The organism is Afipia dichlorophenoxyacetatis (assembly GCF_055386385.1).
On the sequence record NZ_AP029250.1, the window covers coordinates 2,452,183 to 2,477,696 of the forward strand.

Sequence of the window (25,514 nt, forward strand, 5' to 3'; positions counted from 1 at the left end):
ACCCACGATCACCATCGCTGCTTCACGATGCGACTGTCCCTTCACGGTCGGCCGTCTGGCATGCGCGTTTTTCATCAAAGGAGAGAGCAATGAACGCCCCACAGACATTCAATGAACCGACGGCTGCTTCGCAGAAGATGTACTCATCGCTGCCGCAGCCGCCGGTGTTTGCCACCGTCGCGGAAGAGCGGCAGCACCGCAAGCAGCGACTGGCGGCGAGCTTTCGACTATTCTCGAAGTTCGGCTTTGATGAAGGCGTTGTCGGGCACATCACCGCCCGCGATCCGGAATTTACCGACACCTTCTGGGTCAATCCATTCGGGATGCACTTCAGCCTGATCAAGGCCTCCGATCTCATTCGCGTTGGCCACGACGGCAAGGTGGTGGAGGGCAACCGGCCGGTGAACGCCGCCGCATTCGCCATTCACTCCCGCGTGCATGCCGCGCGACCTGACTCAGTGGGCGCAGCTCATTCGCATTCGACCTATGGCCGGGCGTTCGCTGCGCTCGGCCGCAAGCTCGATCCGATTTCTCAGGATGTCTGTGCCTTCTACGGCGATCACGGTCTCTATGACGACTACGGCGGGGTGGCCGTCGATCTCGATGAAGGCCAGCAGATCGCCAAAGCGCTCGGCGACTACAAAGCGGTGATCCTCAAAAATCACGGCCTGCTGACCGTCGGCCAGACCGTGGACGAAGCCGCATGGTGGTTCATCACCATGGATCGTTCCTGTCAGGTTCAGTTGCTCGCGGAAGCTGCCGCCGCGCATTCCGGGCAAAAGCTGTCGTTGGTTTCGAAAGAGTCTGCAGTGCAGGCGCGGCAGATCGTAGGTTCGCCATTTAGCGGCTGGTTCCAGTTCCAGTCGCTCTATGCCCGCATCCTGAAAGAGCAACCGGATTTCCTCGACTGATGCGCTGCGCCGCGCGGAGGCCTGGCATTCCGCGCGGCGTCTTTCATCACAACAAAAAACGACACAGGGAGGCAATCATGAATCAACACGTCAAATCCGCAACGGCGGTGAAGCAGGAAGTCGCCGGAGAACGGCACGAGCGGGAGCAACTGGCAGCGTTCTACCGCATCTGCGACCGGTATGGCTGGACGGAAATTATCTACAATCACATCACGGCGCGTGTGCCGGGGCCGGAGCGTCACTTCCTGATCAATCAGTTCGGTCTGATGTATCACGAGGTCACTGCATCGAATCTCGTGAAGATTGACATTGACGGCAATGTGGTGGACGGCAGCGACGCCAAGGTCAACGCGCCGGGCTTCACCATTCACTCCGCGATCCACATGGCGCGCGAAGATGCGCACTACATCGTCCACACCCATACGACCGAGGGCGTCACCGTCGCCTGCTCCGATGGCGGGCTTTCGCCGCATAATTTTTACGGCGCACAGTTGAATGGACTGGTGGCCTATCATGACTTCGAGGGCATCTCGGTCGATCTCAGCGAGCGTGAGCGTCTGGTCAGCTCGCTCGGCAACAAGAACTACATGATCCTGCGCCATCACGGCCTGCTGACATGTGGTGAGACTGCGGCTGCCGCGTTCTTCAGGATATATCAGTTGCAGCGGGCGTGCGAGGTGCAGGTCCATACTTTGCAGATGGGCAAGGAGCTGCGACCGTTGTCGCAAGCCGTTCTCGATCGCACGGTGCAGCAGACGCAGACGGCGGTCGCCAAGGGCTTCGACGCGAAGAGTGCCTTTGGCCAGGACACATATCAAGCTCTCGTTCGGCAGCTCGACGCCGAGGGCTCGACCTTCCGGCAATAAGCCGGACGGTCATTTCTTAAGACGATCTCAGATCATCCGAAATCGATTCTCGGGCGGGGCGCATGATTGCTCCGCCCGGCTGCGAACGCGCGCCTTCATCAAAGGACACGCGAAGAGGCGAGGCACACTCGCCCAATCAAACATCAACATCACGGGGAAGAAACATGAGTCAGAGAGCTGTCGAGTCCATGCCCGATCTTGCCGCCAGCGACGTCGAGAACTCGACCATGCGCGCAGTGTCGTGGCGACTGTTGCCGTTTCTCATCGTCGCTTATTTCACCTGCGTGCTCGACCGGGTGAATGTGAGCTTCGCCGCCTTGACGATGAATGCCGATCTCGGCTTCACGCCGCTGGTTTATGCTTGGGGCGCGGGCATCTTCTTCATTGGCTACTTTCTGCTCGAAGTGCCGAGCAACATTGCGCTACATCGCTTCGGCGCACGGCGCTGGATCGCGCGGATCATGATCACGTGGGGTTTGATTTCAGCCGCAACGGCGTTCGTGACCGGGCCTACCAGTTTCTATGCCGTTCGCTTTCTGCTCGGCGTTGCGGAAGCGGGCTTTTTTCCCGGCATCATTCTTTATCTGACGTACTGGTATCCGGAGAAATACCGCGCACGCGTCATGTCCGCGTTCATCGTCGGCGCGCCGCTATCCGCCGTGCTGGGCGGCCCTCTCTGCGGCGCTCTGCTTGAGATGCACCACATCGGCGGTTTCAAAGGCTGGCAGTGGTTGTTCATCGTCGAAGGCATCATGCCGGTGCTGCTCGGCTTCGTGGCTTTCTTTTATCTGACGGACAAACCCCCAGGCGCACGCTGGCTGACTCCCGAACAGAAAACCTGGCTCGAGACGGAGCTTGCCAACGAACAGAGGAAGAAGCACGGCGTGAACGCCATGACCCTGCGCGAGGCACTGAGTTCGCCCAAGGTGCTGGCGCTCGGCTTCGTCTATTTCGGATTGCTCGCAGGGCTTTACGGAATTCAGTTCTGGCTACCGCAGATCGTCAAAGGCTTCGGGCTGACGAATATGCAGATCGGCTTCGTCAGCGCGGTGCCGTTTGCGTTCGGGACGATTGCGATGCTGTTGTGGGGGCAGCGCTCCGACAAGGCGAAGGAGCGCGTCTGGCACGTGGTGCTGCCGCTGTTTCTCACTGCTGCGTCACTCGTGGCTTCAGCCTACGCGGGCAATCTCGTGCTGACGATGACAGCCCTCGTCCTCGCCAGCATCGGCGGCTTCGCAGCCTTCGGATTGTTCTGGACGTTGCCGACCGCTTATCTTAGCGGCGTAGCTGCTGCGGGTGGAATTGCCCTGATCAATTCGATCGGCAGCCTTTCGGGATTTGGTGGGCCGTATCTGATTGGCTGGATCAAGGAAACGACGGGCAGCACTGTGATGGGCCTTCTCGTGCTCGGAATTCTGCCCGCGGCCGCAGCTCTCACGGTTCTCATGCTTGAGAAAGGCACTCAGACCGCGCGCAGCGCGGAGCGAGTTACTGCGTGACAAAAGAACGACGGCCGGTTCCAGCGAGGGACCGGCCGTCGTCACGAAACGGCCACTTCTGAGCAAACGAAAAGCGGGTTAGGTTGCGCGTCCAAAAACAAGCCAGTCGCTTGAAGGGAAGGACACGCAATGACTAAGCCGAAAAACACGCTCTGCCTCTGGTTCGATAAAGACGCCGAAGCTGCGGCGCATTTTTATGCCGAGACCTTTCCCGACAGTTCAGTGAAATCCGTCCATCGCGCACCGAGCGACTTTCCGGGCGGCAAAGCGGGCGATGTGCTGACAGTTGAATTCACGGTCGTGGGAATTCCTTGCGTGGGCCTCAACGGTGGTCCGGTGTTCAAACACAGTGAAGCGTTCTCATTCCAGATCGCAACCGACAATCAGGAAGAGACCGATCGCTATTGGAACGCCATCGTCGGCAACAGCGGGCAGGAGAGTGCGTGCGGATGGTGCAAGGACAAATGGGGACTGTCGTGGCAGATCACGCCGCGCGTGCTGTTGGATGCGATGGCGGCCGGCGGTGCTGAAGCCAAGCGCGCATTCGAAGCGATGATGACGATGAAGAAGATCGACGTCGCCAAGATCGAGGCCGCGCGGAAGGGCTGAGGTGTCCTTGTTGGCTCGCGTGATGAATGCGCGAGCCACCAACGGTCTTGCAGTCAGCGAAAATCCATCATGCTCAAATCGATCTCAATAGCTTGCCTGTTACTCGCAGCGATGGCTTCGTCAGCATCGGCGCAGACGGAGCAAGACGAGAAACTGAAGCAAGTCCTTTCCAAGCTGAGGGCTTGTGTTCGAACCAATGCGCCGGCAGCTCAGGAAGCCGGGATCAAGACAGCCAGCGAGGCCGCCGATTTCTTTCAGAAAAGGTGCTTTCCTCCGCTCGTGTTTGTTCTTGGGCAGAACACGGATGCTGGCAAGAACACTAGCCCAGGTCAGTTCAGGGAGCTCGATCTGAAAGGTGTAGGAGCAGTGCCTCCTGGTATATTTCGGAGGGTCACCACTGAGGAGTGGACCGCCGTGATCGAAGAGATGCGCCCTCGCTAGGGCCATGGATGAACATGTTCGACCACATTGGAATTGTCGCCAAGGACTTGAAAGCCAGTGCGAGGCTTTACGCGCACATGCTCGCGCCGCTTGGTATCCGTATCGTTGAGAAGCACCGACTCGCGGTTGATTCTGGCTGGGTCGTTTTTTCGACCGGGAAACCGCAGTCACCATTCCTGGTCATTGGTGAGGGAAGGCCAACCTTCTGGTCTGCGACGGCAACGGTTGCATCCAGCCCTCTCCATCTTTGCTTCTCGGCTCCGTCACGCGAGGCAGTCGACCGTTTTCATGAAGCGGGCCTGCAGCATGGCGCGCGTGACAATGGTGCTCCCGGCATTCGGCGAGCACCTTTCTACTGCGCGTTCCTGATCGACCTAGACGGCAATAATGTCGAGGCTGGTTGCTATCTCAACGATTGAACGTTCGCTTCCGATTTCGAAGATCGGCGACAAGAAAATGTCCGGCGTCACAATCTCCACGCCCCATCGAACGCTCTGCAACAGGGTGGTGTCTCTTCTCGCTTTGTTGATCTCTGTCAAAGGTTCTTGCAGCCAGCCCGGGCACTGCTATGGGCGAGGCTTCGCATTGAACCCCTAAGCACCACGCCGCTTGTCGGCTTTTGGTGCGTAACCGATGGAGATTTCTGATGAAAACCCCTTTTCTGTATGCAATTGCGCTGGCGGCGGTGGCACTCACGCAGGGCAGTCTTGATCGCGCTTACGCCGATACGGGTTCTGTCGCCGTCGTCTTCACCAAGGGAGGATTTATCGTCGGCGTGGGAGGCGGCGAGGGTGTTCTGACGCTTCACGGGAAGCGATATCCCTTCACCGTATCAGGAATGAGTTTAGGCGCCACCATCGGGGCATCGACGACCAAGCTGATGGGGCGTGCGTACAATGTAAAGACTCCCAGGTCGATCGAGGGCAGCTATGCCGTTGCAGGTGCTGGCGGTGCAGTTGTCGCCGGGGCCGGAGGCGTTCAGCTCCAGAACCAGAACGGCGTCATCCTGCAACTGAGCGGCCCTAAAGTCGGAGCAGAGCTCTCTGCCGCTTTGGGCGGTGTTACGATCCGACTGAAGTAGCCGAATGATTCCTTTGTCAGAAAGGCAGGCCGCCGATGAAATTTCTTTTAGCTTGCGCAGCACTCGCGATCGCATTTGCGACGCCTTCCAAGGCTCAGGTTGAATTGAAGACCTACGCAAATCGTGACGGCTACATTGATGTGCAGGCTCTCACGTGTGCCCAGCTCGCCAACACATATCAGGAGGATGCCGATCATCTGACGGCTTGGTACAGCGGCTGGTACAACGGACTCGCGAAGAAGCACATGATGAACGTGGAGCGTGCCAAGGAATTAGAAAACAAGATCATTGAGTATTGCCAGGCAAACAAAGGCAAGAAGATCATTCAAGCCATTGATGTTGTCTTCAACGAGCACAAAGCTCAAAAAGGCATCAAGGCGAAAAAATCAGAAAAGTAGGCTGCGTCATTTTTGGCTGGCTCGACAGACGGCGGACATCTTCGTCCGCCTTTCTAGCCGTTCTTCAAGGTCGGGGACTGCGCGATCTGTTTTGCACAATGCAGCAACACGGGAGTCCGGGATGTTTGCTCTTGAGATGGAAGCGCCGTTCAAGAGGGCCATTCATCTTAACTACGGCCGCATCAACTCAGCCAAGTTTTTGCGTCAGTCGTCAGTAACGACCGACCGGCAGAGTGCCGATCACAACCCAAAGTAGGCATCAGCAGTCTGACGACGCATGCCTGCGCGCAGTCACCACGGCTCCATCATCGATGCGCCATGTGTCCGCATAACAACATTGTCATTGTTTTCGCCGGTCTTGACCTCCTAAGACCTAGCGAGCCTGGGGAACTTCGGCAAAGAACCGTGTAAGCGTTATGGCCGACCTACGCGGGCGTGCGAGGCTGTGACCTTGCGACGAAAGCAAAGTGGGCGGGGGATCAGGTGATGGCGTTTCTTCGGTCAACGCGTGGGCGCAAATCGCGATTGCTCGCCAGCGTCGCTGCGCTCGCGGTGCTTGTTCCGATCGCCATGTCGTCAGCATTGATTGTAAGCGCGGGGCCGGCGCTCGCTGATGGTGGCCACGGCGGCGGACTTCCCTCTGACCAAAACCCTGGTCTTGGCGGCCAAGGCGGTGCAGGCGGGACTGGGACTGCGGGTCAGCCGGGGAGTCCCGGTGTTGACGGCACCTTCCCGGGGGACGGCGGCGGCGGCGGCGGTGGTGGTGGCGCAGGAGGTGGCATTGGCGGCACCGGGGGAGCCTCCGGTGAAGGTAACGCCGGTGGCACGGCGGGCAATCCCGGAACCGCCGGCAGCTCGGGCGAGGCTAGTGGCGGCGGAGGTGGCGGTAATGGCGGCGCCAACGGGCAGACGACAGCGGGCCCCGTAACCAACGGATCGTCAATCAACGGCGGCAATGGCAGCAATGGCGGCGCTGGCCCCGATGGAATCGGCGGTGTCTTTGGTGGCGGCGGTGGCGGCGGCGGCGCGGGCGGTTACGGTCTTGTCGTGACCGGAGCGACTGGCATTACCAACAACTCGTCCATTACGGCGGGCAATGGTGGCAATGGTGGCCAAGGCGGCACGTCGCTCGACATCCAGGGCATGGGCGGCGGCAATGGTGGCGACGGCGGAATCGGTGCCCAATTCACTACCCCCGGCGCCACGCTGATCAATAACGGCACCATCAAGGGCGGCAATGGCGGCACTGGTGGCCAAGGCGGCACGGGGTTTACCGGCGGCCCTGGCAATGACGGCCCCAATGGCACCAATGGCCTTGGTGGCGTCGGAGTTACTGGCGCAAGCATGACCATCACCAACAGCGGCACGATCGCGGGCGGCACCGGTAGCAACGGGCAGGCCAATGCCATCACCTTCACCGGCGGCGTCAACACCCTGCAGCTTCAGGCAGGCTCGACGATCACCGGCAACGTGGTGGCATTCAGCACGGCCGATACGTTTCAGCTTGGCGGCACAGCCAACGGCACGTTCAATGCTTCGCAACTCGGCAGCCAGTATTCCGGCTTCGGCGTGTTCGACAAGGTCGGCACCAGCACCTGGACGCTGACCGGCACCCCCGGCACCGCGATCCCATGGGTCATTTCCGGCGGCACCCTTGCGGCAGGGGCCTCCTCCAATGTGTTCGGGTCCACCAGTGCCATCACGGTGACGTCGCCCGGCACGCTTGATCTTGCCGGGTTCAACCAGACCATCGGTTCGTTCACCGGCTCAGGCACGGTGAAGAACAGCAGCGCGACGGCGGCGACGTTGACGGCCGGCGGCACCAACGCATCGACGGCGTTTTCGGGCAGTCTCATCGACGGGACGGGTGCGCTCGGCCTGACGAAGACCGGCACGGGCACGCTCACCCTATCGGGTAACGATACTTATTCGGGAGCGACGCTGGTCTCTGGCGGCACGCTGGCAGCTGGATCGACGACGGCCTTCTCGGCGACATCGGCCTTTACAGTCAATGCGACGCTCGATCTCGGCGGCTTCTCGAGCGCGATCGGCTCTCTCGCCGGCTCTGGCACGGTGAAGAACAGCAGCGCGACGGCGGTGACGTTGACCGCGGGTGACAATAACACCTCGACCGCGTTCTCGGGTGGCCTCATCGACGGGACGGGCGTGCTCAGCTTGACGAAGACCGGCACAGGCACGTTGACCTTGTCGGGTAACGACACCTACTCGGGGGCGACGCTGGTGTCCGGCGGCACACTGGCGGCGGGATCGACGACGGCGTTCTCGGCGACCTCGACCTTTATCGTGAATGCGACGCTCGATCTCGGTGGTTTCTCGAACACGGTCGGATCTCTCACCGGTTCAGGGACGGTGACCAACAGCAGCGCGACGGCGGCGACGTTGACGGCCGGCGGCGGCAACACATCGACGGCGTTTTTGGGCAATCTCATCGACGGGACCGGTGCGCTCGGTTTGACGAAGGCCGGCACGGGCACCTTCACTTTATCGGGTAACGATACTTATTCAGGCGCGACGCTGGTCTCCGGTGGAACGCTGGCGGCGGGATCAGCGACGGCGTTTTCGGCGACCTCGGCTTTCACGGTCAATACGACGCTGGATCTTGCCGGTTTCTCGAACGCGATCGGCTCGCTGGCTGGCTCAGGCACAGTGAAGAACAGCCGCGCGGCGGCGGTGACGTTGACGGCCGGCGGTGACAATACGTCGACGGCGTTTTCGGGCGGTCTCATCGACGGGATAGGCGCGCTCAGCTTGACGAAGACCGGCACCGGCACGTTGACCTTGTCGGGTAGCAATATTTATTCGGGAGCGACGCTGGTGTCCGGCGGAACGCTGGCGGCGGGATCGACGACGGCGTTCTCGGCGACCTCGGCCTTCACGGTCAATGCGACGCTCGATCTCGGCGGCTTCTCGAGCTCGATCGGCTCGCTCGCCGGCAGCGGCGCTGTGAGCAACAGCAGCGCGACGGCGGCGACGTTGACGTCCGGCGGCAACAACACCTCGACGGTGTTTTCGGGAGGTCTCACTGACGGGACGGGCGTGCTCGGCTTGACGAAGACTGGCACGGGCATACTTACCTTGTCGGGTAGCAATACTTATTCGGGGACGACGCTGATCTCCGGCGGAACGCTGGCGTTGACCGGCACGGGAAGCCTCTCCAATTCGAGCCAGGTCAACGTGGCCGATACGTTCGATATTTCGGCGACGACCGCGGGCGCGACGATCAAGACGCTTACGGGAAGCGGCAACGTCAGTCTGGGCAGCCAGACGCTGACCATCTCGAATGGTTCGACGACTTTCTCGGGCGACATAAGCGGCAGCGGTGGACTGACCCTGACGTCCGGGACGCAAATTCTCTCGGGATCGAACGGTTACACCGGCGCGACCAATGTCAACGGCGGTACCCTTCAAGTGGACGGCTCGATCGCAGGCTCCACGAGCGTCAACGTCGCCTCCGGTGCAACGCTGACCGGCACCGGCCTTGTCGATCCGGTGCTGGCGACGACGACCATCATGAGCGGCGGCACGTTCATGCCCGGCACCGCCAATACGCCGGGCACATCGCTGACGGTGGGCGGCAATCTCGCTTTGCAATCGGGCGCGCTCTATGTCGTCTCGCTCAATCCGGCGACATCGAGCTTCGCCAACGTGACCGGATCGGCCACGCTTGGTGGTGCGAGGGTCAGTGCGCTGTTTGCCAATGGCAGCTACGTTGCCAAGCAGTACATGATTTTGAGCGCGGGCAGCGTCAGCGGCACCTTCGGTTCGGTCGTGAACACCAATCTGCCGTCGGGCCTCCACACCACACTGAGCTACGATACAACCCATGCCTACCTGAACCTCTCGCTCAATTTCGCCCCGCCGCCCGGACAGGGCCTTGGTGGCAACCAGCAGGGGTCCGGTGATTCCATCATCAATTACTTCAACACCAACGGCAGCATTCCGTTGGTGTTCAGTGGTCTCACGCCGGCGGGGCTGACGCAGGTCTCCGGCGAGACCGCGACCGGTTCGCAGCAAACGACCTTCGACGCCATGAGCCAGTTCATGGGCGTGATGACCGATCCCTTCATGAATCGGGGAGGTGGTTTCAATTCTGCGCCGGGTGCAGCCGGATATGCCGATGAGGCGAGCGCCTATGCGCCCACTAAGAAGACCGATGCCTTTGCGAGGTTCACCAAGGCGCCATCGGTGATCGTCGCACAACGCTGGAGCGTGTGGGCTGCGGGCTTTGGCGGCTGGCAATCCACCGATGGCAATGCAACCGCCGGCACGAACACCAGCACGAGCAGCATTTACGGCACCGCCGTCGGCGCTGATTACCTGTTCTCGCCGAATACGATCGCAGGCTTTGCGCTCGCCGGCGCTGGCACGGGCTTTTCGGTCGCCAATGGCGGGACTGGCCGCTCGGATTTATTCCAGGCCGGCGCCTATGTCCGCCACACCGACGGCCCGGTCTATATCTCGGCCGCGCTGGCCTACGGCTGGCAGGACATCACCACCAACCGCACCGTGACAGTCGCGGGCGTCGATCAATTACGCGCCGAGTTCAACGCGAACGCGTGGTCGGGACGGCTGGAGGGCGGCTATCGCTTCGTCTCGCCCTGGAGCGGCGGCGTCGGCATCACGCCTTATGCTGCCGCGCAGTTCGTGACCTTCGATCTGCCGGCCTATGCCGAACAGGCGACTAGCGGCACCAACAACTTTGCGCTGAGCTACGGCGCGCACGATGCGACTGACGTTCGCAGCGAGCTTGGTATCCGCACCGACCGGTCCTTTGTGATGCCTGACGGCATTCTCACGCTGCGCGGCCGCGCCGCCTGGGCGCATGACTACGATCCGCATCGTTCGATCGCCGCGACGTTCCAGACGCTGCCGGGCGCATCCTTCGTGGTCAACGGCGCGGCGCAGGCGGCTGATTCCGCACTCACCACCGCCTCCGTCGAGATGAAATGGACGAACAACTGGTCGGTTGCCGCGACCTTCGAAGACGAGTTGTCCAGGGTCACCAACTCCTACACAGGCAAGGGCGTGTTGCACTACGTCTGGTAGTTTCGCGACGCCCGCTGATGGGGCGAGCCATGCGCCTCAGCGCAATTCCTTTAATGGTCGCGAGATCTGCTCAGCGCAGTTGAGCAACACCGGCAGCAGACGCTTGCGCAGATCACTGACTTTGACACGCGCCGAGGCCGCACTCACGCTGACGGTAGCAACGATGTTGCCGTTGGCGCCAAATACCGGCACGGCCATCGCTCTGATGCCGGGGGCCAGCTCCTCGTCGATAATGGCATAGCCGTTCTTCTCGGCGCTTCTGATGGCAGACAAGATGTCTGGAAGCTCGGTCAGAGTTCGCGGCGCGCGTGCGATCATCGGATACCGGCTCAGCCGTCGCGCGATGTCGTCATAGGCATGGTGGCCGAGCAGGATGCGGCCTGTCGCGGAGCAATAGAGCGGCAGGTGAGCGCCGACGCGAACGCCGGTTTGCACATAGTGCTGGGCTTCGGCGCGCGCGATGAAGAGCGATTGATCATCGTCCAGCACCGCAAGCGAAACCGACTCGGAGACTTCGTCGCGGGCGCGCTCCAGCAGTGGCTGTGCGATCTGCGCGAGTTTATCGCGCTCGGACATCACGCCGCCCAACTGGCGCAGACGCGGAAGAGGGCGGAAGTCCCGTCCCGACAACTCCAGGTAATTCAACTCGACCAACGTCAGAAGACATCTGCGTGCTGCTGCGCGTGTCGCGCCGGACGCGCGCGCGGCGTCCGCGACACTCATCACTGGGTGGACCGAGAACGCCTCGATGATCGCGAGGCCCTTCGCGAGCCCGGCCATTCCTTCGCGTTTCTCTTTGGGTTGTGCGGTCGCCATAGCCGACGTCGCCTTGACAGCCATTTTAGAACAGCTCAAAGTGTTCGAAATTCAAATATATGTTCGATATTCGAACAAATCGAATGCGAAGTCAAGCGTAGGGAGCGCAGATGAATAAGATCGTTTTGCCACCGGAAGCCGCGAATCCAGCCCCTTGGCCGGAAGGCCTCACCCGCGTGCCGTATTGGGTGTTTCAGGATCAGTCGGTCTACGCGGAGGAGCAGCGCAAAATCTTCCAGGGGCCGAATTGGCATTATCTCGCGCTGGAAGTTGAACTGGCCGAGGCGGGCGATTTTTTGACGACGAACGTCGGCGACACGCCGGTGATCGTCACCCGCGACACCGACAATGAAATCTACGCGTTTGAAAATCGCTGCGCCCATCGCGGCGCGCTGATCTGTCTGGAAAACCGCGGCAAGCATCGCAAGGATTTCAGTTGCGTGTACCACGCTTGGAACTACGACCCGCAGGGCAACCTGACCGGCGTCGCGTTCAAGGACGGCATCAAGGGCAAGGGCGGCATGCCGGACAGCTTCAAGATGGAGCAGCATGGTCCGCGCAAGCTCCGCATCGCCATCGTTCATGGCTTGATCTTCGGCTCATTCTCCGAGGACGTGCCGCCGATCGAGGAATATCTCGGCGAAGAGATTTTGAACCGCATCGAGCGCGTGCTCGGCGGGCGCACGCCGGTGGTGCTCGGGCGTTTCACCCAGGTGCTTCCGAACAACTGGAAGCTCTATATGGAGAACGTCAAGGACTCCTATCACGCCAGCATCCTGCATCTCTTTTTCACGACGTTTGAATTGAACAAGCTGTCGATGAAGGGCGGCATCATTGTTGACGAGAGCGGCGGACATCACGTCAGCTATTCGGCGATTGATCGCGAGGCGGAGAAGGATGTCGATTACGCCAAGCAGCAGATTCGCTCCGAGAGCGAATACAAGCTTGCTGATCCGACGTTGCTCGAAAGCTTCGACGAGTATCACGATGGCTGCACGTTGCAGATCCTGTCGGTGTTCCCGACCTTCGTGCTGCAGCAGATCCAGAACGCCATTGCCGTCCGCCAGATCGTGCCGCGCGCGGTCGACAAGACCGATCTGAACTGGACTTATCTCGGTTTCGCTGACGACACGCCGGAGCAGCGTCTCACACGCCTCAAGCAGGCGAACCTCGTTGGCCCCGCCGGATACATCTCGATGGAAGACGGCTGTGTCGGCGGCTTCGTGCAGCGCGGCATTGCCGGCGCAGGCGATGATCAAGCAGTGCTGGAAATGGGTGGAGCTGACGCTCAGAGCAGTGAGAGCCGGGTCACCGAGTCGTCGGTCCGCGGCTTCTGGAAGGCGTATCGCGCCAATATGGGGATCTAAGGGTACGCCATGACCAGCAACGTTTTGCAATACATCACCCAGGCACAGGCGAATTACGCGCGCTGCATCGATGACGATCGTCTCGAGGAATGGCCCAGCCTGTTTCACGGCCCGTGCCTCTACAAGATCACGACCGCATCGAACTATCGCGAAGGGCTCGAAGCCGGCATCGTGTTCGCCAATTCACGCGGCATGCTGACCGATCGCGTCTCGGCCCTGCGCGAAGCCAATATTTACGAGCGGCAGACTTATCGTCACATCCTTGGCCAGCCGTCGATCCTGTCGGAAGAGGGCAAGACGGTGCGTAGCGAGACGTCCTTCATGGTCGCGCGCATCCTGCAGGATGGCGACACGTCGATTTACGCCACCGGCCGTTATTTCGACACCTATGAGATCGCGGACGGCGCGGCGCAACTGCAAGAGCGGACTGTCGTGTGTGACAGTTCGCGGATCGACACACTGCTGGCGCTGCCGCTATGACCTCGAAAACTGTCGCTCTGACCATCGGTGATCCCAATGGCATCGGCCCTGAAATTGCGGTGAAAGCTGCAGTGCTGTGCGCGGAAGTGCAGCCCGGCTCGGCGCCAATTCTGGTGGGTGATGAACACGTCATCCGCTTTTACGCCGACAAATTCGCTCCCGGCCGTCCGTTGACGCTGGCTGGGACATCCGCCGGAAAAGACACGCTGCTCTATCATCCTGTTCCTGCGCTGGAGACCGCTGCTTTCAAGCCAGGGCAAGGCAATGCGGAGGGCGGCCTTGCGACTGTCGCCTATGTTGAGGAAGCGCTCGGCCTGATGGCGAAAGCGCAGGCCCACAGCATCGTGGCGTGTCCGCACTCCGAGACCAACGTGAACGCCGCCGGCATCAAGTTCTCTGGGTATCCAAGCCTGCTGGCGCGGCTGAAGAAGGTGCCGGAGGATGAGGTGTTCCTCATGCTGGTCGGTGCGGGCTTGCGCATCGTTCACGTGACGTTGCACGAGCGGCTGTTCGACGCCCTCAATCGCATCACGCCAGCGCTGATCGAACGCGCGATCCGAACGACGATCGATGCCTTGCGCAACCTCGGCATTCCGCGTCCGCGGCTCGGCGTGTTCGGCATCAATCCTCATGCTGGCGAGGGCGGTTTGTTTGGCGATGATGACGACCGCATCGTCAAGCCGCTGGTGGAGCGGCTGAAGGCAGAAGGCATCGACATCGAAGGTCCGGTGGGCGCCGATCTGATGCTCGGCCAGCAAGGCTTCGATGCGTTCGTGGCGATGTATCACGATCAGGGACACATCCCGATCAAACTGCTCGCGGGGCGGAATTCCGCAGCGATGTCGATCGGTGCCGGCCTGATGTTTTCAAGTGTCGGCCATGGCAGCGCCTTCGACATTGCCGGCAAAGGCATCGCCGATCCCACGCCTGTCCTGCGCTGCATCCAGCTCGTCGCAGGCGCCAATCAATTCGAGGAAACCGCATGACGCACACAATCGCGGTCGAAGAAACCGACATCAGCTTCCCATGCAACGACGGCGAGAGCATTCTGGTCGCAGCGGAGCGTGCGGGTTACACGATGCCGTATTCCTGCAGAAAGGGCGTCTGCGCCTCCTGTGAAGGATTCTTAAGCAAAGGCGACGCGAAACAGCGCTCGAAGGAAATGACGGGGCCGACAGGCAAGGTCTTGTTCTGCACGGCCACCGCCAAGAGCGATCTCACCATTCGTCCGCGGCGCATCTCGCGTCATGATCCATTGGCGCGGAAGAAAATCAAAGCACGGGTGTTTCGCCTCTCGCGCCCGGCTGACGATGTGGCCATCCTGCAGTTGCGCTTTCCGGCCAGCATTCGCGCCAAGTTCAAGGCCGGGCAGTATCTGCGCATCCGGACCCCGGATGGTGACGAGCGCAGCTTCTCCATGGCCAATGCACCGCAGGAGAGTGACGGCGTGCAGTTGCACATCCGGCATGTGCCCGGCGGCGCGTTCTCCGAAAAAGTGCTGGCCTCGCTGCAACTCGACGACAAGCTGGAAGTCGAGGTGCCGTTCGGCGATTTCCATCTGCGCGAGGAGAACCAGGCGCGTTACGTGTTCGTCGCGACCGGAACCGGCTTCGCGCCGTTAAAGTCGATGCTCGATGACATGATCCGGCGGCGGCTCAACCGCGAGGTGCGCTTCTATTGGGGCGGACGCAGCAAGGCCGATCTTTATCTCGCGGAAACCTGCCAGAAGTGGGCGAAGCGCTATCCGTGGTTCACGTTCATTCCGGTGTTGTCTGAAGCGGACGATGACTGGAACGGGCGTCGCGGGCTGGTTCACATCGCGGTGCTCGAGGATTGTCCGGATCTATCGGCGCGGCATGTCTATGCCTGCGGCAATCCCATGATGATCGAAGCGGCACGCCGTGACTTCACGACGCGTGGTGGATTATCGGCTGAGCACTTCTTCGCCGATGCGTTCGTGCCGAGCGGGTTGAACGACACACAACCTGCGCAACCGTCTTTGCAAGCCGTGGGTTGACGAATACTGCACGTTCTCGTGCCTGCAGCGCGACGCGATCGCCGCGCTGTATTGAAATCAAAAAAACAAATTGGACCAAATCATTTGGCCATTAGAGGTGAGGAAATGAGTACTGAGGTTGCCTTTGACGTCCCTTCTTTCATTAATTCCCGCCGCACCGGCATCACGCAGTATGGCATCGTGGTGTTGTGCGCCCTCGTGATGTTCCTCGATGGCTTCGACACGCAGGCCATCAGCTATATGGCGCCGTCGATCGCTAAAGAGTGGGGGCTCTCCAGAGAGCTGCTCGGGCCGATCTTTTCATCGGCGCTGGTCGGCTTGATGGTCGGTTATCTTCTGGTCTCGCCATTTTCGGATCGCTTCGGCCACCGCAAGCTCGTGATCATCTCGACGTTTGCTTTCGCCTTGCTGACATTCGCGACGATTTTCGCAACGAACGTCACCGAATTGATCGCGCTGCGTTTCGTCACGGGCATCGCGCTTGGGTCAGTGGTGCCGAGCGCCATTGCATTGACGACCGAATTCAGCCCGGCGCGTCTGCGCGCGACGTTCGTTCTGGCGATCTATTGCGGCTTCTCGCTGGGCTTTGTCGCGGCCGGCGCCGTTGCCGCCTGGGCGATACCTGAATTTGGCTGGCGCTCGATGCTGTGGATCGGCGGAGCGGCGCCCATGATTGTCGCGTTCCTGGCGCTGATGTTCCTGCCCGAGTCGATGGACTTCCTGATCCGCACCAAAGCAAAGCCGGATGCGGTCTGGCGCGTGGTGCGTCGCGTGGACGGCGCATTGCCGGTGCAGGGGCCGACGCAGTTCACAACGGAGGCTGCCGAGAAGCGCAGTGCGGTGGGAAGCCTGTTCTCATCGGGGCGTGCGGCGGGAACTCTCGTGATCTGGGTCGTGTTCATGCTCAACCTCGCTGAGTTCTACGCACTGCAAAGCTGGCTGCCGTCGATGCTGACGACTGCTGGTCACTCCCTTAATATGGTCGCGCTTGCCACCTCTATGACGACCACCGGCGGCATTGTCGCTGCGTTCGCGATCGGACCGGCGATGGATCGTATCGGGCCTTATGGTTCGCTTGCCGTCGTCTATCTGGCAGGCGTCCTGTTTGTGCTCTTGTTCGGCTATTCGATCGACAAGCCGAGCTGGATCATGATCACGGCTGCATTCTGCGCCGGCTTTTGCATCAGCGGCGGGCAGAAGAGTGTGATTGCGCTCGCGGCGATTTATTATCCGACAGCGATCAGGTCCACCGGTGTGGGCTGGGCGCTCGGCATCGGCAGACTTGGCGGCATTGCCGGCCCGCTGCTGATCGGCGCGTTGCTCGCGTATCATCTCAGCGCGCAGAATATTCTCTACGTCGCCGGCATCCCCATGCTGATTGCCGGATTGCTCATCCTCTTGCTTGGGTATTGGTACGGCGGAAAGGCTTCTGCTGACTGACGGATGAAGGAGGGGCGGAACTCATGCGAGGTCCGTCCTCATCCGGGATGCGGCGAGTTAGTCATTGCCATGTGATCTTGTTGTCAAAGGCCCCACACGCGTATAGCGCACCAAATTGCGACAACGACCGCGCAACAAAGAATGGCTGCGGACCCTGTGCGGCTGAAGGAGGCAATTGCAATTCCCACGACAGCAACTAACGCGAGGAGGTCAATAGCTTTCAAATAATCGCTTATAAATTGCACGTGCTGCTCCCTTGATGAAATCCTTTGCTTTTTGCTTCGCCGTGTCTTGTGTCTTTGTATCATAGGAGGCGATCGGCGCAGCTTACAAGGCCGCGTCTCCCCAGCGCTCTGTTCGTTCCTACCCGAGCATGGCCACCCAAGCCGCGGCCATCAGCATGCATGCCAGCGTCACGGGTACGCCTGCGCGACAGAACTCGCTGAACGAGATCTTTACCCCATGAGCTGCGGCCTGTTCGACGACGATGATGCCGGCCAAGCTGCCAAAGATGATCAGGTTGCTGGAAAAGCCGGTGCCGAGCGCCAGTGCCGCGCCAAGCGCGTCACGATTGACGTCGGGATTCAAGAACGGCACCAGCAGCATCACCGCCGGATTGTTGCCCACGATGTTGCTGAGGACGCTTCCCACCAGAAACAGTGTAAGGGGGTGGTTCAAGTCGAGCCCGGCTGCGCGGAATTGCGCCAGCAGCTGTTGCGGAAGCCCGGTCGAGGCCAGTGCCGCGTTCACCACGAACAATCCCATGATGAGCAGCAAAAGATTGCCGTCGACGTTCTTGAGCATGTCGCCTGAAGCGATCCGGCGATCGATCAGCAGGAAAGCTGCTGCACAGAGTGCGATCAACTCGCGCGAGGCCTGCGAAAATACAAACGCCGCCACTACGATCAATGTCACGACCGCGGCCTTTCCGGTCTCCAATCGGTTGAACGCGACAGGCGACGCCGAGGCGGGAGTGGATGTGCCGGTGGTGACCGCTTGCCAGCGTCCGCGGTAGACCAAAGCGACGATTCCCCACACGATCGGCAGAGAGACAAGCGCGGGCAGGGCGGCAACGCGCAGGAAGCCGTTGAACGAAAGGCCGAGGCCCTGGGCGGCGATCATGTTCTGTGGGCTGCCGATTAAAGTGCCTGCCGAACCGGTATTCGCCGCGAAGCAAAAGGCGAGTAAGAAAGGCACGGGGTTCAGTCCGCGGCTGAGCGTGATCGATACAAGCAACGGTGTCATCGCCACCACGACCACATCATTGGTCAGCAGCGCCGAGAGGAGGCCGCCGGCTGCCACAAGAACGGCAAGCAATGCGGGCGGGCTCACCTTGAGCGTCGTGATGCTTCGCGCAGCCCATGCATAGAAGCCCGAAACCACAAAGGCGGCTGAGACCACCATCAGCCCGAACAGCATGCCTACGGTGCGATAGTCGATCGCGTCCCAAGCTGCCTTGGGACTGATGCTGCCGGCGATCATCATCGCAAGCGCGCCAACAATCGCCGCGCCGGTACGGTCCACCATGAAGCCCGGCAGCTTTCCGAAGCCCATGGCCACATAGACCAGTAGGAAGATGAGTACCGTCAGCTCCATCGAACCCCGCCGGTCTGAACGCGTGCGCTGGAATGCATCGCGAAGTTTGGTCGCTTCTTCTTGCCACGCCGACCGTTATCTTTACCAGCCTTTGCCGCGATCAAGCGCTGTTAAAGCTCCCGGCGAAGGCAAATGGCTTGAGGTAGAAGTGTGAGGGCGAAAGTGGGCGCGCCTCACCGCTTGCACGTCTTCGCCTAAGAAAAATGACGTCCGCCAGACGCACAGGAGACTGGATCGACTGATCTTTGCTGATCGGTCGATCAATGTTCTCATGAAAAGCTCAATGCCAACAAGCGCGGTGGCGGCCACACGTATCGCGAAGCGTGAATCACGCTCGTTCTCAAACAGAACTTCACAAAAAATTTAGCGAGCGTCAGAAAGCGAACGGAAGCTGGCGCGCTCATCAGTCATAGTTCGATCAAGCGAATGCGAAGCAATGATCTGCGACGCACTCACCACGGACCTCGGGAAAAGATTCTCGGCTCCGTTTCCGCAGCCTCCGATGCCCCGGAGTGCCAATCGGATTGCTGTTGATGAGAGAAGGATGAAAAGCCGTGAATGATGCCAACGTGAAAGTCGACGTGAATACCATTCCGCTGAATGCAGGAGTCCGCGCCAACGCGCAAGGCTTCGACATGACCATTTTTCCCATACCTGGAATCTTCCGCGGGCTCGCCGAGCAGAGTGTCGGACGCGTCAAGGAAAACTGCGAGAAGATGAAGGTGACGTCCGGTGAAGTGACCGACAACCTCCGGGAAGCGTATGCCTGTAACGCAAAGGGCGCCGCGGATTACGGCGCCAAGGTGATCGAGATCTCGAGCATCAACACGCAGTCCGCTCTCGATTTTCTCTCCGGTCTCATGGCGACCAAGTCGCTGTCTGACATTATGAATCTTTCAGCCACGCAAAGCCGCAAGAACTTTGAGGCTGTATCCGCACAGAACAAGGAGCTTTGGGAGCTCGCTCAGAAGGTCGCGACAGAGACAGCCGAGCCGATCAAGAAGAGCTTTGCAAAAGTCCTGCAACCAGTCTCCTGAACCAAACATCTTCAGTTTCCAAGAGCGGCTGGACAGCGCCTCCGGAAGAAGAGGTGTGTCCAGCCGGGTGCGGCGAACGGAAACGGCGCTGCGGCACTGAAACAGAACAGGGAGAAATATGATGGGCGTCGTCATGATCAAATGTCCCCGAACGGGACGTGCAATCTCGACAGGTATTACGGCGGACCGGCAAAAATTTCGGAGCAGTGCGGTGTTCTTCTCAAGCACCTATTGCCCGAGCTGCCGCACTCAGCACGAATGGTTCGCCAGGGAAGCCTGGGTCGATGAACCGCAGCGCAACGAATTCGATGCGCTGATGGCCGCACGCTATTCGTGCGGAGCCATCGAGAAGGGGAGAACGCGACCCGCGTCAATGGCCTCGTGGCCGGTGGACGGTCGTGCTGTGAGGACGCGGATTTCGTCCAGGTCCTTGCGCTTTGGGTAGCAGAGCGTCTTGTGCACGGGGGACCGCGTGCGCAGACGGTGTGTGCGTGGGAAGGACTTTGACGTCAGGGGACACGATCTGGTCGATCCTGCGGCGCATCATCACATAACACTCGCAGGTCGCGGCTTCGAGCCGCGGCCTGTCGATCTCGATCATGCCGCGCTGCGTGGAGCGGATCGCGCCGGACTCGCGGAGCTTGTGCACGACATGCGTCACAGTGGGCCGTCGCACCCCGATCAGATCGGAAAGCACCTCCTGCGTCAGCGGAAGCAAGTCGACCCGGGCGCGATCATGGATGTGAAGCAACCACCTGGCTAGTCGTGCCTCCACTGTATGAAGGGCATTGCAGGCAGCCACGAGTTGAAATTGCGCCAGCAGCGATATCGTATGGATTTGGACCGCTTGTTTGAGGGCGCTGCTGTGGTTGAACGCCGCTAAAAATCGCGCCGGAGAAATCTGCAGTGCGGTTCCGGGCACGTGCACGACGGCGGTGACCGGAGAGCGGGAAGGGCCGAGCACCGATAGCATCCCGACCGCGCCCTCGTTTCCGACCACTGCCGTTGCGACGGTCTGTCCATTCGGCATGTCCTGCATAAACGAGATGGCCCCGGTACGGGGAAAATAGATGTGCTCAATTTTATCTCCTGAGCGCGCCAATACCATCTCGCGTTCAAGCGACACTTTACGCAGGTGTGGAACGATCAAGTCAAAATCCGCTGGCGGTAACGCAGCCAACAGGCGATTGCCAAGCTTGTGCTCCATCATGGGAATGCTCCTCCCTCGACGGACGCGCGGCCCTGTGCAGCATTTGCGCCGGCGCAACTTAGACCACGCCTCGACGGTATAACTTGCCCTATTTCATATGGTTCCCCCCAATGGATCCGGAATCCAGAGCGTGCCCGCGGTCGAAGCTGCCATTCAGCAGGCCAGCGAAGGCATTCACAAGCACCTCGAATCCTGATCGCCAAACCTCGGGGCATACAATGGACATGGCAGCGTGGCGTCGCCATGTCCCGTCGTCCCTCAGCGTTCAGCTATAAGCGTCCACGATAGCGGGATATCGAACGCATATTTGTTCTTGATTGGATTATCGACGAGGGTCCCGCGCACTTCAGCGGCTCAGCGCCGCGCGGATTTCAACGAACAAACCTCAAGCACAAATGGAAAGGACGATAAAATGACCAATGACAATTCGCATGCTACCACACGCCGTAACCTGCTCTCTCTAGCTGCCGCCGGCGCCGGTGCCGCGACGTTGCTCGCAGCATCCACCGGAGGCGCGCTCGCGTTTCAGGGCAACATGGAACGCGCGCTGTCCGAGCTTCAAGACGCGCTGGGCTCACTGCACGAAGCAACTTCGGACAAAGGCGGCCACAAGGCGCGCGCTGTACGCCTCATCCAGCAGGCGATGAGCGAGGTGCAGGCTGGAATCGATTTCGCCGCTCAACGCTTCGGCGACTGAGAGGACATGTCCATGTTGAAAAAATTTGCTTTGGTTCTAACGACCGTGACCGCAACATACGGCGCGGCCATTGCTCCCTCTGTAGCGCTGCCGATTTTGCCACCGAACGACGCATCATCCATGGTGATCCAGGTCGCCAATGGATGCGGAGCTAACAGATATCGCGGGCCGTATGGATCTTGTCACAGGTACGGCACTGGCCCCTATCCCGGCGGTTATTCTGGTCCTTTTCGCACGGCTGCGCGCTGGAATGGCTGCCCTCCGGGTTACTGGCGCGGACCATGGGGCCATTGCCGCGACACGCCATATCACGGCCGGTTGCCCGGCGGCGGCTGGAAATAAGTCGCGCTTACGACGGGCTCACCCCTTGGCGGATTCTTGGTCTGCCAAGGGTCAGTCGCTATGTTAATGTAGCAGTCCATTAACGTTAGCGAATGGTGTGCGCCTGACGCGCGGAAGGAATAAGCCAATGACTGAAATTCCTAATTCGCCTCGGTTTTGTCGTTCCAAATCTGGCGTGGCTTTCGCCGCAGCAACGATCGCCGCTATGGCGACAAGCGGCTCAGCCTATGCCGCCGAGGCCAATTACAATTGCGGCCGTGGTACCAAATTGCATGCACAATTCTCCGAGCCCGGCGTGACGCCCGGCCACGCGGTGCTGACCTTTGGCGGATCGCAACGGCGCCTCGCCCTGCCGCAAGTGATGTCGGCAGATGGCGGCCGCTATGCCAACGGCAAGGTCGAATTCTGGATCAAGGGACAAGGCGCCACACTCACCCGCAATGGCAAGAGCCAAGCCTGTACCTCGCAATAATTCAGTAAGCGTCAGCCGAAGCCTTACGCCGCCTGCACGTAAGCGGTGCAGGTGAAGTAATCTTCAAGCTCCGAGATTGCACGGCTTTCCCATTCCTTGGCCTGTCCCAGCAAGGACCAGCTTTGGCTCGGGCGAAACGTGGCCGTACGCCGATAGAGCGACGCGATCGCTTGATATCGGCGCACGTTCGCCAGAATGGTTTCTGCTTTCATAATCCGCACTCCCAAATGCCTTGTTGTTTGTAAGCAATTTGAGCGAGAAGAATTTTGGATTCGTTACCGCGCGGTGCGGAGCCGTGGTCGTGTTGCGAGATGGTTTGCGAAGTGTTGTCGAAGGCGTTTGCAGAGGAACGCCAAGCATTCGTTGTGTTTAATCGTTCGTGAAGGTGATATTTTCAGCCGCGATCAACTCGGAGAGTAAGGCCGTATCACCGGCGTCAAGAAGAGCCGCTTCAGACCGAAGAGGTGGTGATGATCACGGATCGACGGGAATTCCTCACGCTGTTGTCCGCACTGGTCGCATCGTTGACGAGTCCGGTTTTGGGCAAGAGCCTCCGCAGTTTTGGATTGCAGCTCTACACCGTGCGGGATCTGCTCACGAGCGATTTCGAAGGGACGTTGGCAGAGGTCGCTCGCATCGGATACCGGCAAGTCGAGTTTGCAGGGATAAGCGGCCCGTCGCCCGAGCAGACGTTGAATCTCCTGAAACGTTATGGCTTGATCGCGCCGGCAGCCCACGTGAGCTATCAGCAGCTCGAACATGAACTATCAAAACATCTGCAGATGGCGCGAACGATGGGCCAGCAGTTTATCGTGTGTCCGTCTGTGGATGCGAGTAGGCTACAAACAATCGATGACTGGAAGCGCGTCTGTCAAAGATTCAATGCGATCGGCGCGCAAGCGAAAGAAGCTGGTCTGAGCTTCGCGTACCACAATCACGATTTTGAATTCGTACCCATCGATAGGCAAATCCCTTACGATGTCATCCTTGCGGAGACCGACCCCGATCTCGTTAAGATGGAGGCGGATCTCTATTGGATGACAAGGGCAGGCCGCGATCCCGTAACGTGCTTCCAGCGATATCCGGGGCGTTTTCCTCTTCTCCATCTGAAAGACATGACGCCGGATGGTGCGATCACCGAGGTGGGGCAGGGCGTTGTCGATTTCAAGCGTGTGCTGGGTCACTCAACGCTGGCCGGTGTCGCTTACTGCTTTGTCGAGCATGATCATCCCGCTCACCCGCTGCAGAGCATTGAGGCAAGTTTGAGATATCTTCAGCAGTTGGGGTTTTGAGTGGCCGGGGGTGAGATTACGTCAGACGGTTTCTGGAACATAACGCCTCCTCGCACGTTCCTTGCGAAAGTGGAGGAACGTCATGCTCAAGGACGAAGAGGTCGCTGTTCTGTGCGATATCGCCCAATCGATTGCCTTTGCTGACGACAGACAAGGCGAGATCGATCGGTTGATTAAAGAGGGATACGTCTCGAAAGACGGCGATCTCTATGAACTGACGCCAAAGGCGGAGAAGATTCTCTCCGACAGAGGCGTCGGCGCAAACGAAGCCTGATGCGAACAAAGCCCCGATCAGGGGCTTTGTTTTTAGGATGGGGACTGATGGAGCAATAGGCGGCTTACCCGCCGACCTGCATCGCAGCTTCCAACTGGCGGCCGTTGTTCGCCCAAAGATGCTCAACTTGTAGCGCCATCGGATCGGGGAAGATGTAGGCCTGTCCCCGTTCGATGCCGCGCACGATATTCACGGCGGCGTATTCAGGCGTCACCTTCTCAAGCGGGATGGGTTTGGCGAGGTCTGTATCGACCGGGCCGGGATAGATGCCGAGCACGGTGATGCCCGATTTTTCGAGAGTGCCGCGCAGGGACTGGGTGAGCGATTGCAGGGCAGCCTTCGATGCGGAATATCCGGCGAGCAGCGGCACGGCGGCGAGGCCAACGACGCTGACCACGTTGACGATCGTGCCAGAACCGCGGCTAACGAAACGGGGTGTAAAGGCGCGAATGACGCGGAGCGTGCCGTAGTAGTTGGTTTGCATGTCCGCCTCGATCGTCTCCTGCGAGCTGGCGATCGCATCGCCGAACCCCATGGTTCCCGCATTATTCACCAGCACATCGATATCGGTCGCGGCATTGGCCGCTGCGTTCACGGACGCATCGCTGGTGACGTCGAGCTGCAGCGGCACGACGCGCGCGTCACCGAAATCCGGCAACGCGTTCACATCGCGTGCGCCAGCGTAGACTTTGGCGACGTCAGCCTTCAGCAGTTCCCGGACGGTCGCTGCACCGATGCCGCGATTGGCGCCAGATACCAGAATAACTTTATTCGACAGGGACATTGTCTTCCTCACGATTGACCATTCGTGGCCACGGAACAGTTGGTAAACCGAATTGTTTACCTATTGCCACGAAGTAAACCGATCTGTTTACTTCGTCAACCGGATTTGCTAGCTTCGGGGAAGAGGGCGCGAGGTCAGTCGCAGGTCAGTCCCGAGGTGAGTGAGATGGCTCAAGACGCACAGGCCGAAGGCAAGAAGCTTGAAATCGTGAAATGGGCGTTCGACCGATTTTACGAAGGCGGCTTTCACGCCACCGGCGTCGATACCGTGATGGCCGACAGCGGCATCTCGAAACGCACGCTCTATAAATACTTTCCGTCAAAGGAAGAACTGATCGAGGCCGTGCTGGATTATTACGGCGCGGGCATCGTGCATGAGCTGTTCGATCCCGTGATTGCTGCGAGCGACAATCCTCGACAGCAGATCCTGGCATTTTTCGACATTCGCAAGGCGATGATCGATGAGACCCCCACGCGCGGATGCTTGGGCGTCAAAGCCTCTCAGGAATATGTCGGCAAGCATGAGGGCATTGCGACGCTGGGCAAGAGCGCGCCTCTTCGTGTCGAACGGCGATTTATCGCAATATGTGAGCAGGCGAATTTTGCGGAGCCTTCGAGCCTCGGCAAGCAGCTCAACGTGCTGTTTCAGGGCGCTTTGCTGCTTTCTCAGGTGTTCGGCGACAGTTCGCCGTTCGTCTCGGCAAAAGCGGCGGTTGTCACTCTTCTGGATGCAGCGGCCGTTACCGAACCCCACCGGCCACGAAAGACAAGCGCGAAGACGTAAAGCACGAGGGAGCTGTCGAACTCGCGCAGCAGCGT

Annotated in this window: 26 protein-coding genes; 21 read left to right on the forward strand and 5 right to left on the reverse strand. The window is 59.8% G+C overall.

Features of this window, described 5'->3' with window-relative positions:
• Nucleotides 1–89: 89 nt before the first annotated feature.
• The 9 genes from ACZ5C3_RS11425 to ACZ5C3_RS11465 all read left to right on the forward strand — a co-directional run bounded on the left by ACZ5C3_RS11425 (nt 90) and on the right by ACZ5C3_RS11465 (nt 10,872).
• Nucleotides 90–911, forward strand: a complete 822-nt coding sequence (locus ACZ5C3_RS11425; protein ID WP_464044721.1) for a class II aldolase/adducin family protein — start codon at nt 90–92, stop codon at nt 909–911.
• A 77-nt stretch (nt 912–988) separates the two neighbouring features.
• Complete coding sequence (locus tag ACZ5C3_RS11430) at nt 989–1,777, forward strand: class II aldolase/adducin family protein (RefSeq protein WP_464037773.1); 789 nt, start codon at nt 989–991, stop codon at nt 1,775–1,777.
• A gap of 164 nt (nt 1,778–1,941) precedes the next feature.
• The gene (locus ACZ5C3_RS11435) at nt 1,942–3,276 is read left to right on the forward strand and encodes an MFS transporter (RefSeq protein WP_464037775.1); all 1,335 of its coding nucleotides are present in this window, start codon (nt 1,942–1,944) and stop codon (nt 3,274–3,276) included.
• 129 nt (nt 3,277–3,405) lie between these two features.
• Nucleotides 3,406–3,885 (forward strand): VOC family protein, encoded by a 480-nt coding sequence (locus ACZ5C3_RS11440; RefSeq protein ID WP_464037777.1) that lies wholly within the window; start codon nt 3,406–3,408, stop codon nt 3,883–3,885.
• 69 nt (nt 3,886–3,954) lie between these two features.
• The gene (locus tag ACZ5C3_RS11445) at nt 3,955–4,326 is read left to right on the forward strand and encodes a hypothetical protein (protein WP_464037778.1); all 372 of its coding nucleotides are present in this window, start codon (nt 3,955–3,957) and stop codon (nt 4,324–4,326) included.
• A gap of 14 nt (nt 4,327–4,340) precedes the next feature.
• Nucleotides 4,341–4,745 carry a VOC family protein gene (locus ACZ5C3_RS11450; RefSeq protein WP_464037779.1) on the forward strand — a complete coding sequence of 135 codons (405 nt, stop codon included), beginning with the start codon at nt 4,341–4,343 and terminating at the stop codon, nt 4,743–4,745.
• A gap of 227 nt (nt 4,746–4,972) precedes the next feature.
• The gene (locus ACZ5C3_RS11455; RefSeq protein ID WP_464037780.1) at nt 4,973–5,407 is read left to right on the forward strand and encodes a hypothetical protein; all 435 of its coding nucleotides are present in this window, start codon (nt 4,973–4,975) and stop codon (nt 5,405–5,407) included.
• Between the two features lie 35 nt (nt 5,408–5,442).
• On the forward strand, nt 5,443–5,805 hold the full coding sequence (locus ACZ5C3_RS11460; protein WP_464037781.1) for an HdeA/HdeB family chaperone: 363 nt from the start codon (nt 5,443–5,445) through the stop codon (nt 5,803–5,805).
• A gap of 486 nt (nt 5,806–6,291) precedes the next feature.
• The gene (locus ACZ5C3_RS11465) at nt 6,292–10,872 is read left to right on the forward strand and encodes an autotransporter domain-containing protein (RefSeq protein ID WP_464037782.1); all 4,581 of its coding nucleotides are present in this window, start codon (nt 6,292–6,294) and stop codon (nt 10,870–10,872) included.
• A gap of 36 nt (nt 10,873–10,908) precedes the next feature.
• Here ACZ5C3_RS11465 and ACZ5C3_RS11470 read toward each other — a convergent pair whose 3' ends face one another.
• Complete coding sequence (locus ACZ5C3_RS11470; protein WP_464037783.1) at nt 10,909–11,712, reverse strand: IclR family transcriptional regulator domain-containing protein; 804 nt, start codon at nt 11,710–11,712, stop codon at nt 10,909–10,911.
• A gap of 86 nt (nt 11,713–11,798) precedes the next feature.
• On the opposite strand from ACZ5C3_RS11470, the gene ACZ5C3_RS11475 reads away from it, so the two are divergent.
• From ACZ5C3_RS11475 to ACZ5C3_RS11495, 5 genes are all read left to right on the forward strand, one after another.
• A complete protein-coding gene (locus ACZ5C3_RS11475; protein WP_464044722.1) occupies nt 11,799–13,055 on the forward strand; it encodes a Rieske 2Fe-2S domain-containing protein in 1,257 nt (418 codons plus the stop codon).
• 9 nt (nt 13,056–13,064) lie between these two features.
• On the forward strand, nt 13,065–13,535 hold the full coding sequence (locus tag ACZ5C3_RS11480; RefSeq protein ID WP_464037786.1) for an aromatic-ring-hydroxylating dioxygenase subunit beta: 471 nt from the start codon (nt 13,065–13,067) through the stop codon (nt 13,533–13,535).
• The gene (locus ACZ5C3_RS11485; RefSeq protein ID WP_464037787.1) at nt 13,532–14,521 is read left to right on the forward strand and encodes a PdxA family dehydrogenase; all 990 of its coding nucleotides are present in this window, start codon (nt 13,532–13,534) and stop codon (nt 14,519–14,521) included. The genes ACZ5C3_RS11480 and ACZ5C3_RS11485 overlap by 4 nt, the downstream gene beginning before the upstream one ends.
• Nucleotides 14,518–15,552 (forward strand): 2Fe-2S iron-sulfur cluster-binding protein, encoded by a 1,035-nt coding sequence (locus ACZ5C3_RS11490; RefSeq protein WP_464037788.1) that lies wholly within the window; start codon nt 14,518–14,520, stop codon nt 15,550–15,552. The genes ACZ5C3_RS11485 and ACZ5C3_RS11490 overlap by 4 nt, the downstream gene beginning before the upstream one ends.
• Before the next feature lie 105 nt (nt 15,553–15,657).
• Nucleotides 15,658–16,992 carry an MFS transporter gene (locus ACZ5C3_RS11495; protein WP_464037789.1) on the forward strand — a complete coding sequence of 445 codons (1,335 nt, stop codon included), beginning with the start codon at nt 15,658–15,660 and terminating at the stop codon, nt 16,990–16,992.
• A gap of 363 nt (nt 16,993–17,355) precedes the next feature.
• Here the strand turns inward: ACZ5C3_RS11495 and ACZ5C3_RS11500 are convergent, their stop codons facing one another.
• On the reverse strand, nt 17,356–18,588 hold the full coding sequence (locus ACZ5C3_RS11500) for an ArsB/NhaD family transporter (protein ID WP_464037790.1): 1,233 nt from the start codon (nt 18,586–18,588) through the stop codon (nt 17,356–17,358).
• Between the two features lie 554 nt (nt 18,589–19,142).
• On the opposite strand from ACZ5C3_RS11500, the gene ACZ5C3_RS11505 reads away from it, so the two are divergent.
• Entirely contained in the window at nt 19,143–19,625 is a 483-nt protein-coding gene (locus tag ACZ5C3_RS11505) for a phasin (RefSeq protein ID WP_464037791.1), read from the forward strand.
• A gap of 370 nt (nt 19,626–19,995) precedes the next feature.
• Here the strand turns inward: ACZ5C3_RS11505 and ACZ5C3_RS11510 are convergent, their stop codons facing one another.
• Nucleotides 19,996–20,835 (reverse strand): Crp/Fnr family transcriptional regulator, encoded by an 840-nt coding sequence (locus tag ACZ5C3_RS11510; protein ID WP_464037792.1) that lies wholly within the window; start codon nt 20,833–20,835, stop codon nt 19,996–19,998.
• Between the two features lie 412 nt (nt 20,836–21,247).
• Here ACZ5C3_RS11510 and ACZ5C3_RS11515 point away from each other — a divergent pair, with 412 nt between their 5' ends.
• From ACZ5C3_RS11515 to ACZ5C3_RS11525, 3 genes are all read left to right on the forward strand, one after another.
• Nucleotides 21,248–21,532: a hypothetical protein gene (locus ACZ5C3_RS11515; RefSeq protein WP_464037793.1), complete on the forward strand. Its 285-nt coding sequence runs from the start codon at nt 21,248–21,250 to the stop codon at nt 21,530–21,532.
• A gap of 12 nt (nt 21,533–21,544) precedes the next feature.
• A complete protein-coding gene (locus ACZ5C3_RS11520) occupies nt 21,545–21,874 on the forward strand; it encodes a GCG_CRPN prefix-to-repeats domain-containing protein (protein ID WP_464037794.1) in 330 nt (109 codons plus the stop codon).
• A 127-nt stretch (nt 21,875–22,001) separates the two neighbouring features.
• Nucleotides 22,002–22,346, forward strand: coding sequence for an MliC family protein (locus ACZ5C3_RS11525; RefSeq protein ID WP_464037795.1), 345 nt, complete (start codon nt 22,002–22,004; stop codon nt 22,344–22,346).
• Nucleotides 22,347–22,369: 23 nt separating this feature from the next.
• Here ACZ5C3_RS11525 and ACZ5C3_RS11530 read toward each other — a convergent pair whose 3' ends face one another.
• Nucleotides 22,370–22,558 (reverse strand): hypothetical protein, encoded by a 189-nt coding sequence (locus ACZ5C3_RS11530; protein ID WP_464037796.1) that lies wholly within the window; start codon nt 22,556–22,558, stop codon nt 22,370–22,372.
• A 258-nt stretch (nt 22,559–22,816) separates the two neighbouring features.
• On the opposite strand from ACZ5C3_RS11530, the gene ACZ5C3_RS11535 reads away from it, so the two are divergent.
• Both ACZ5C3_RS11535 and ACZ5C3_RS11540 read left to right on the forward strand, forming a co-directional pair.
• Nucleotides 22,817–23,638, forward strand: a complete 822-nt coding sequence (locus ACZ5C3_RS11535; protein WP_464037797.1) for a sugar phosphate isomerase/epimerase family protein — start codon at nt 22,817–22,819, stop codon at nt 23,636–23,638.
• An 82-nt stretch (nt 23,639–23,720) separates the two neighbouring features.
• Nucleotides 23,721–23,912: a hypothetical protein gene (locus ACZ5C3_RS11540; RefSeq protein WP_464037798.1), complete on the forward strand. Its 192-nt coding sequence runs from the start codon at nt 23,721–23,723 to the stop codon at nt 23,910–23,912.
• A gap of 64 nt (nt 23,913–23,976) precedes the next feature.
• Here the strand turns inward: ACZ5C3_RS11540 and ACZ5C3_RS11545 are convergent, their stop codons facing one another.
• Nucleotides 23,977–24,696, reverse strand: coding sequence for an SDR family oxidoreductase (locus ACZ5C3_RS11545; protein WP_464037799.1), 720 nt, complete (start codon nt 24,694–24,696; stop codon nt 23,977–23,979).
• 165 nt (nt 24,697–24,861) lie between these two features.
• On the opposite strand from ACZ5C3_RS11545, the gene ACZ5C3_RS11550 reads away from it, so the two are divergent.
• On the forward strand, nt 24,862–25,479 hold the full coding sequence (locus ACZ5C3_RS11550) for a TetR/AcrR family transcriptional regulator (RefSeq protein WP_464037800.1): 618 nt from the start codon (nt 24,862–24,864) through the stop codon (nt 25,477–25,479).
• Nucleotides 25,480–25,514 lie beyond the last annotated feature (35 nt).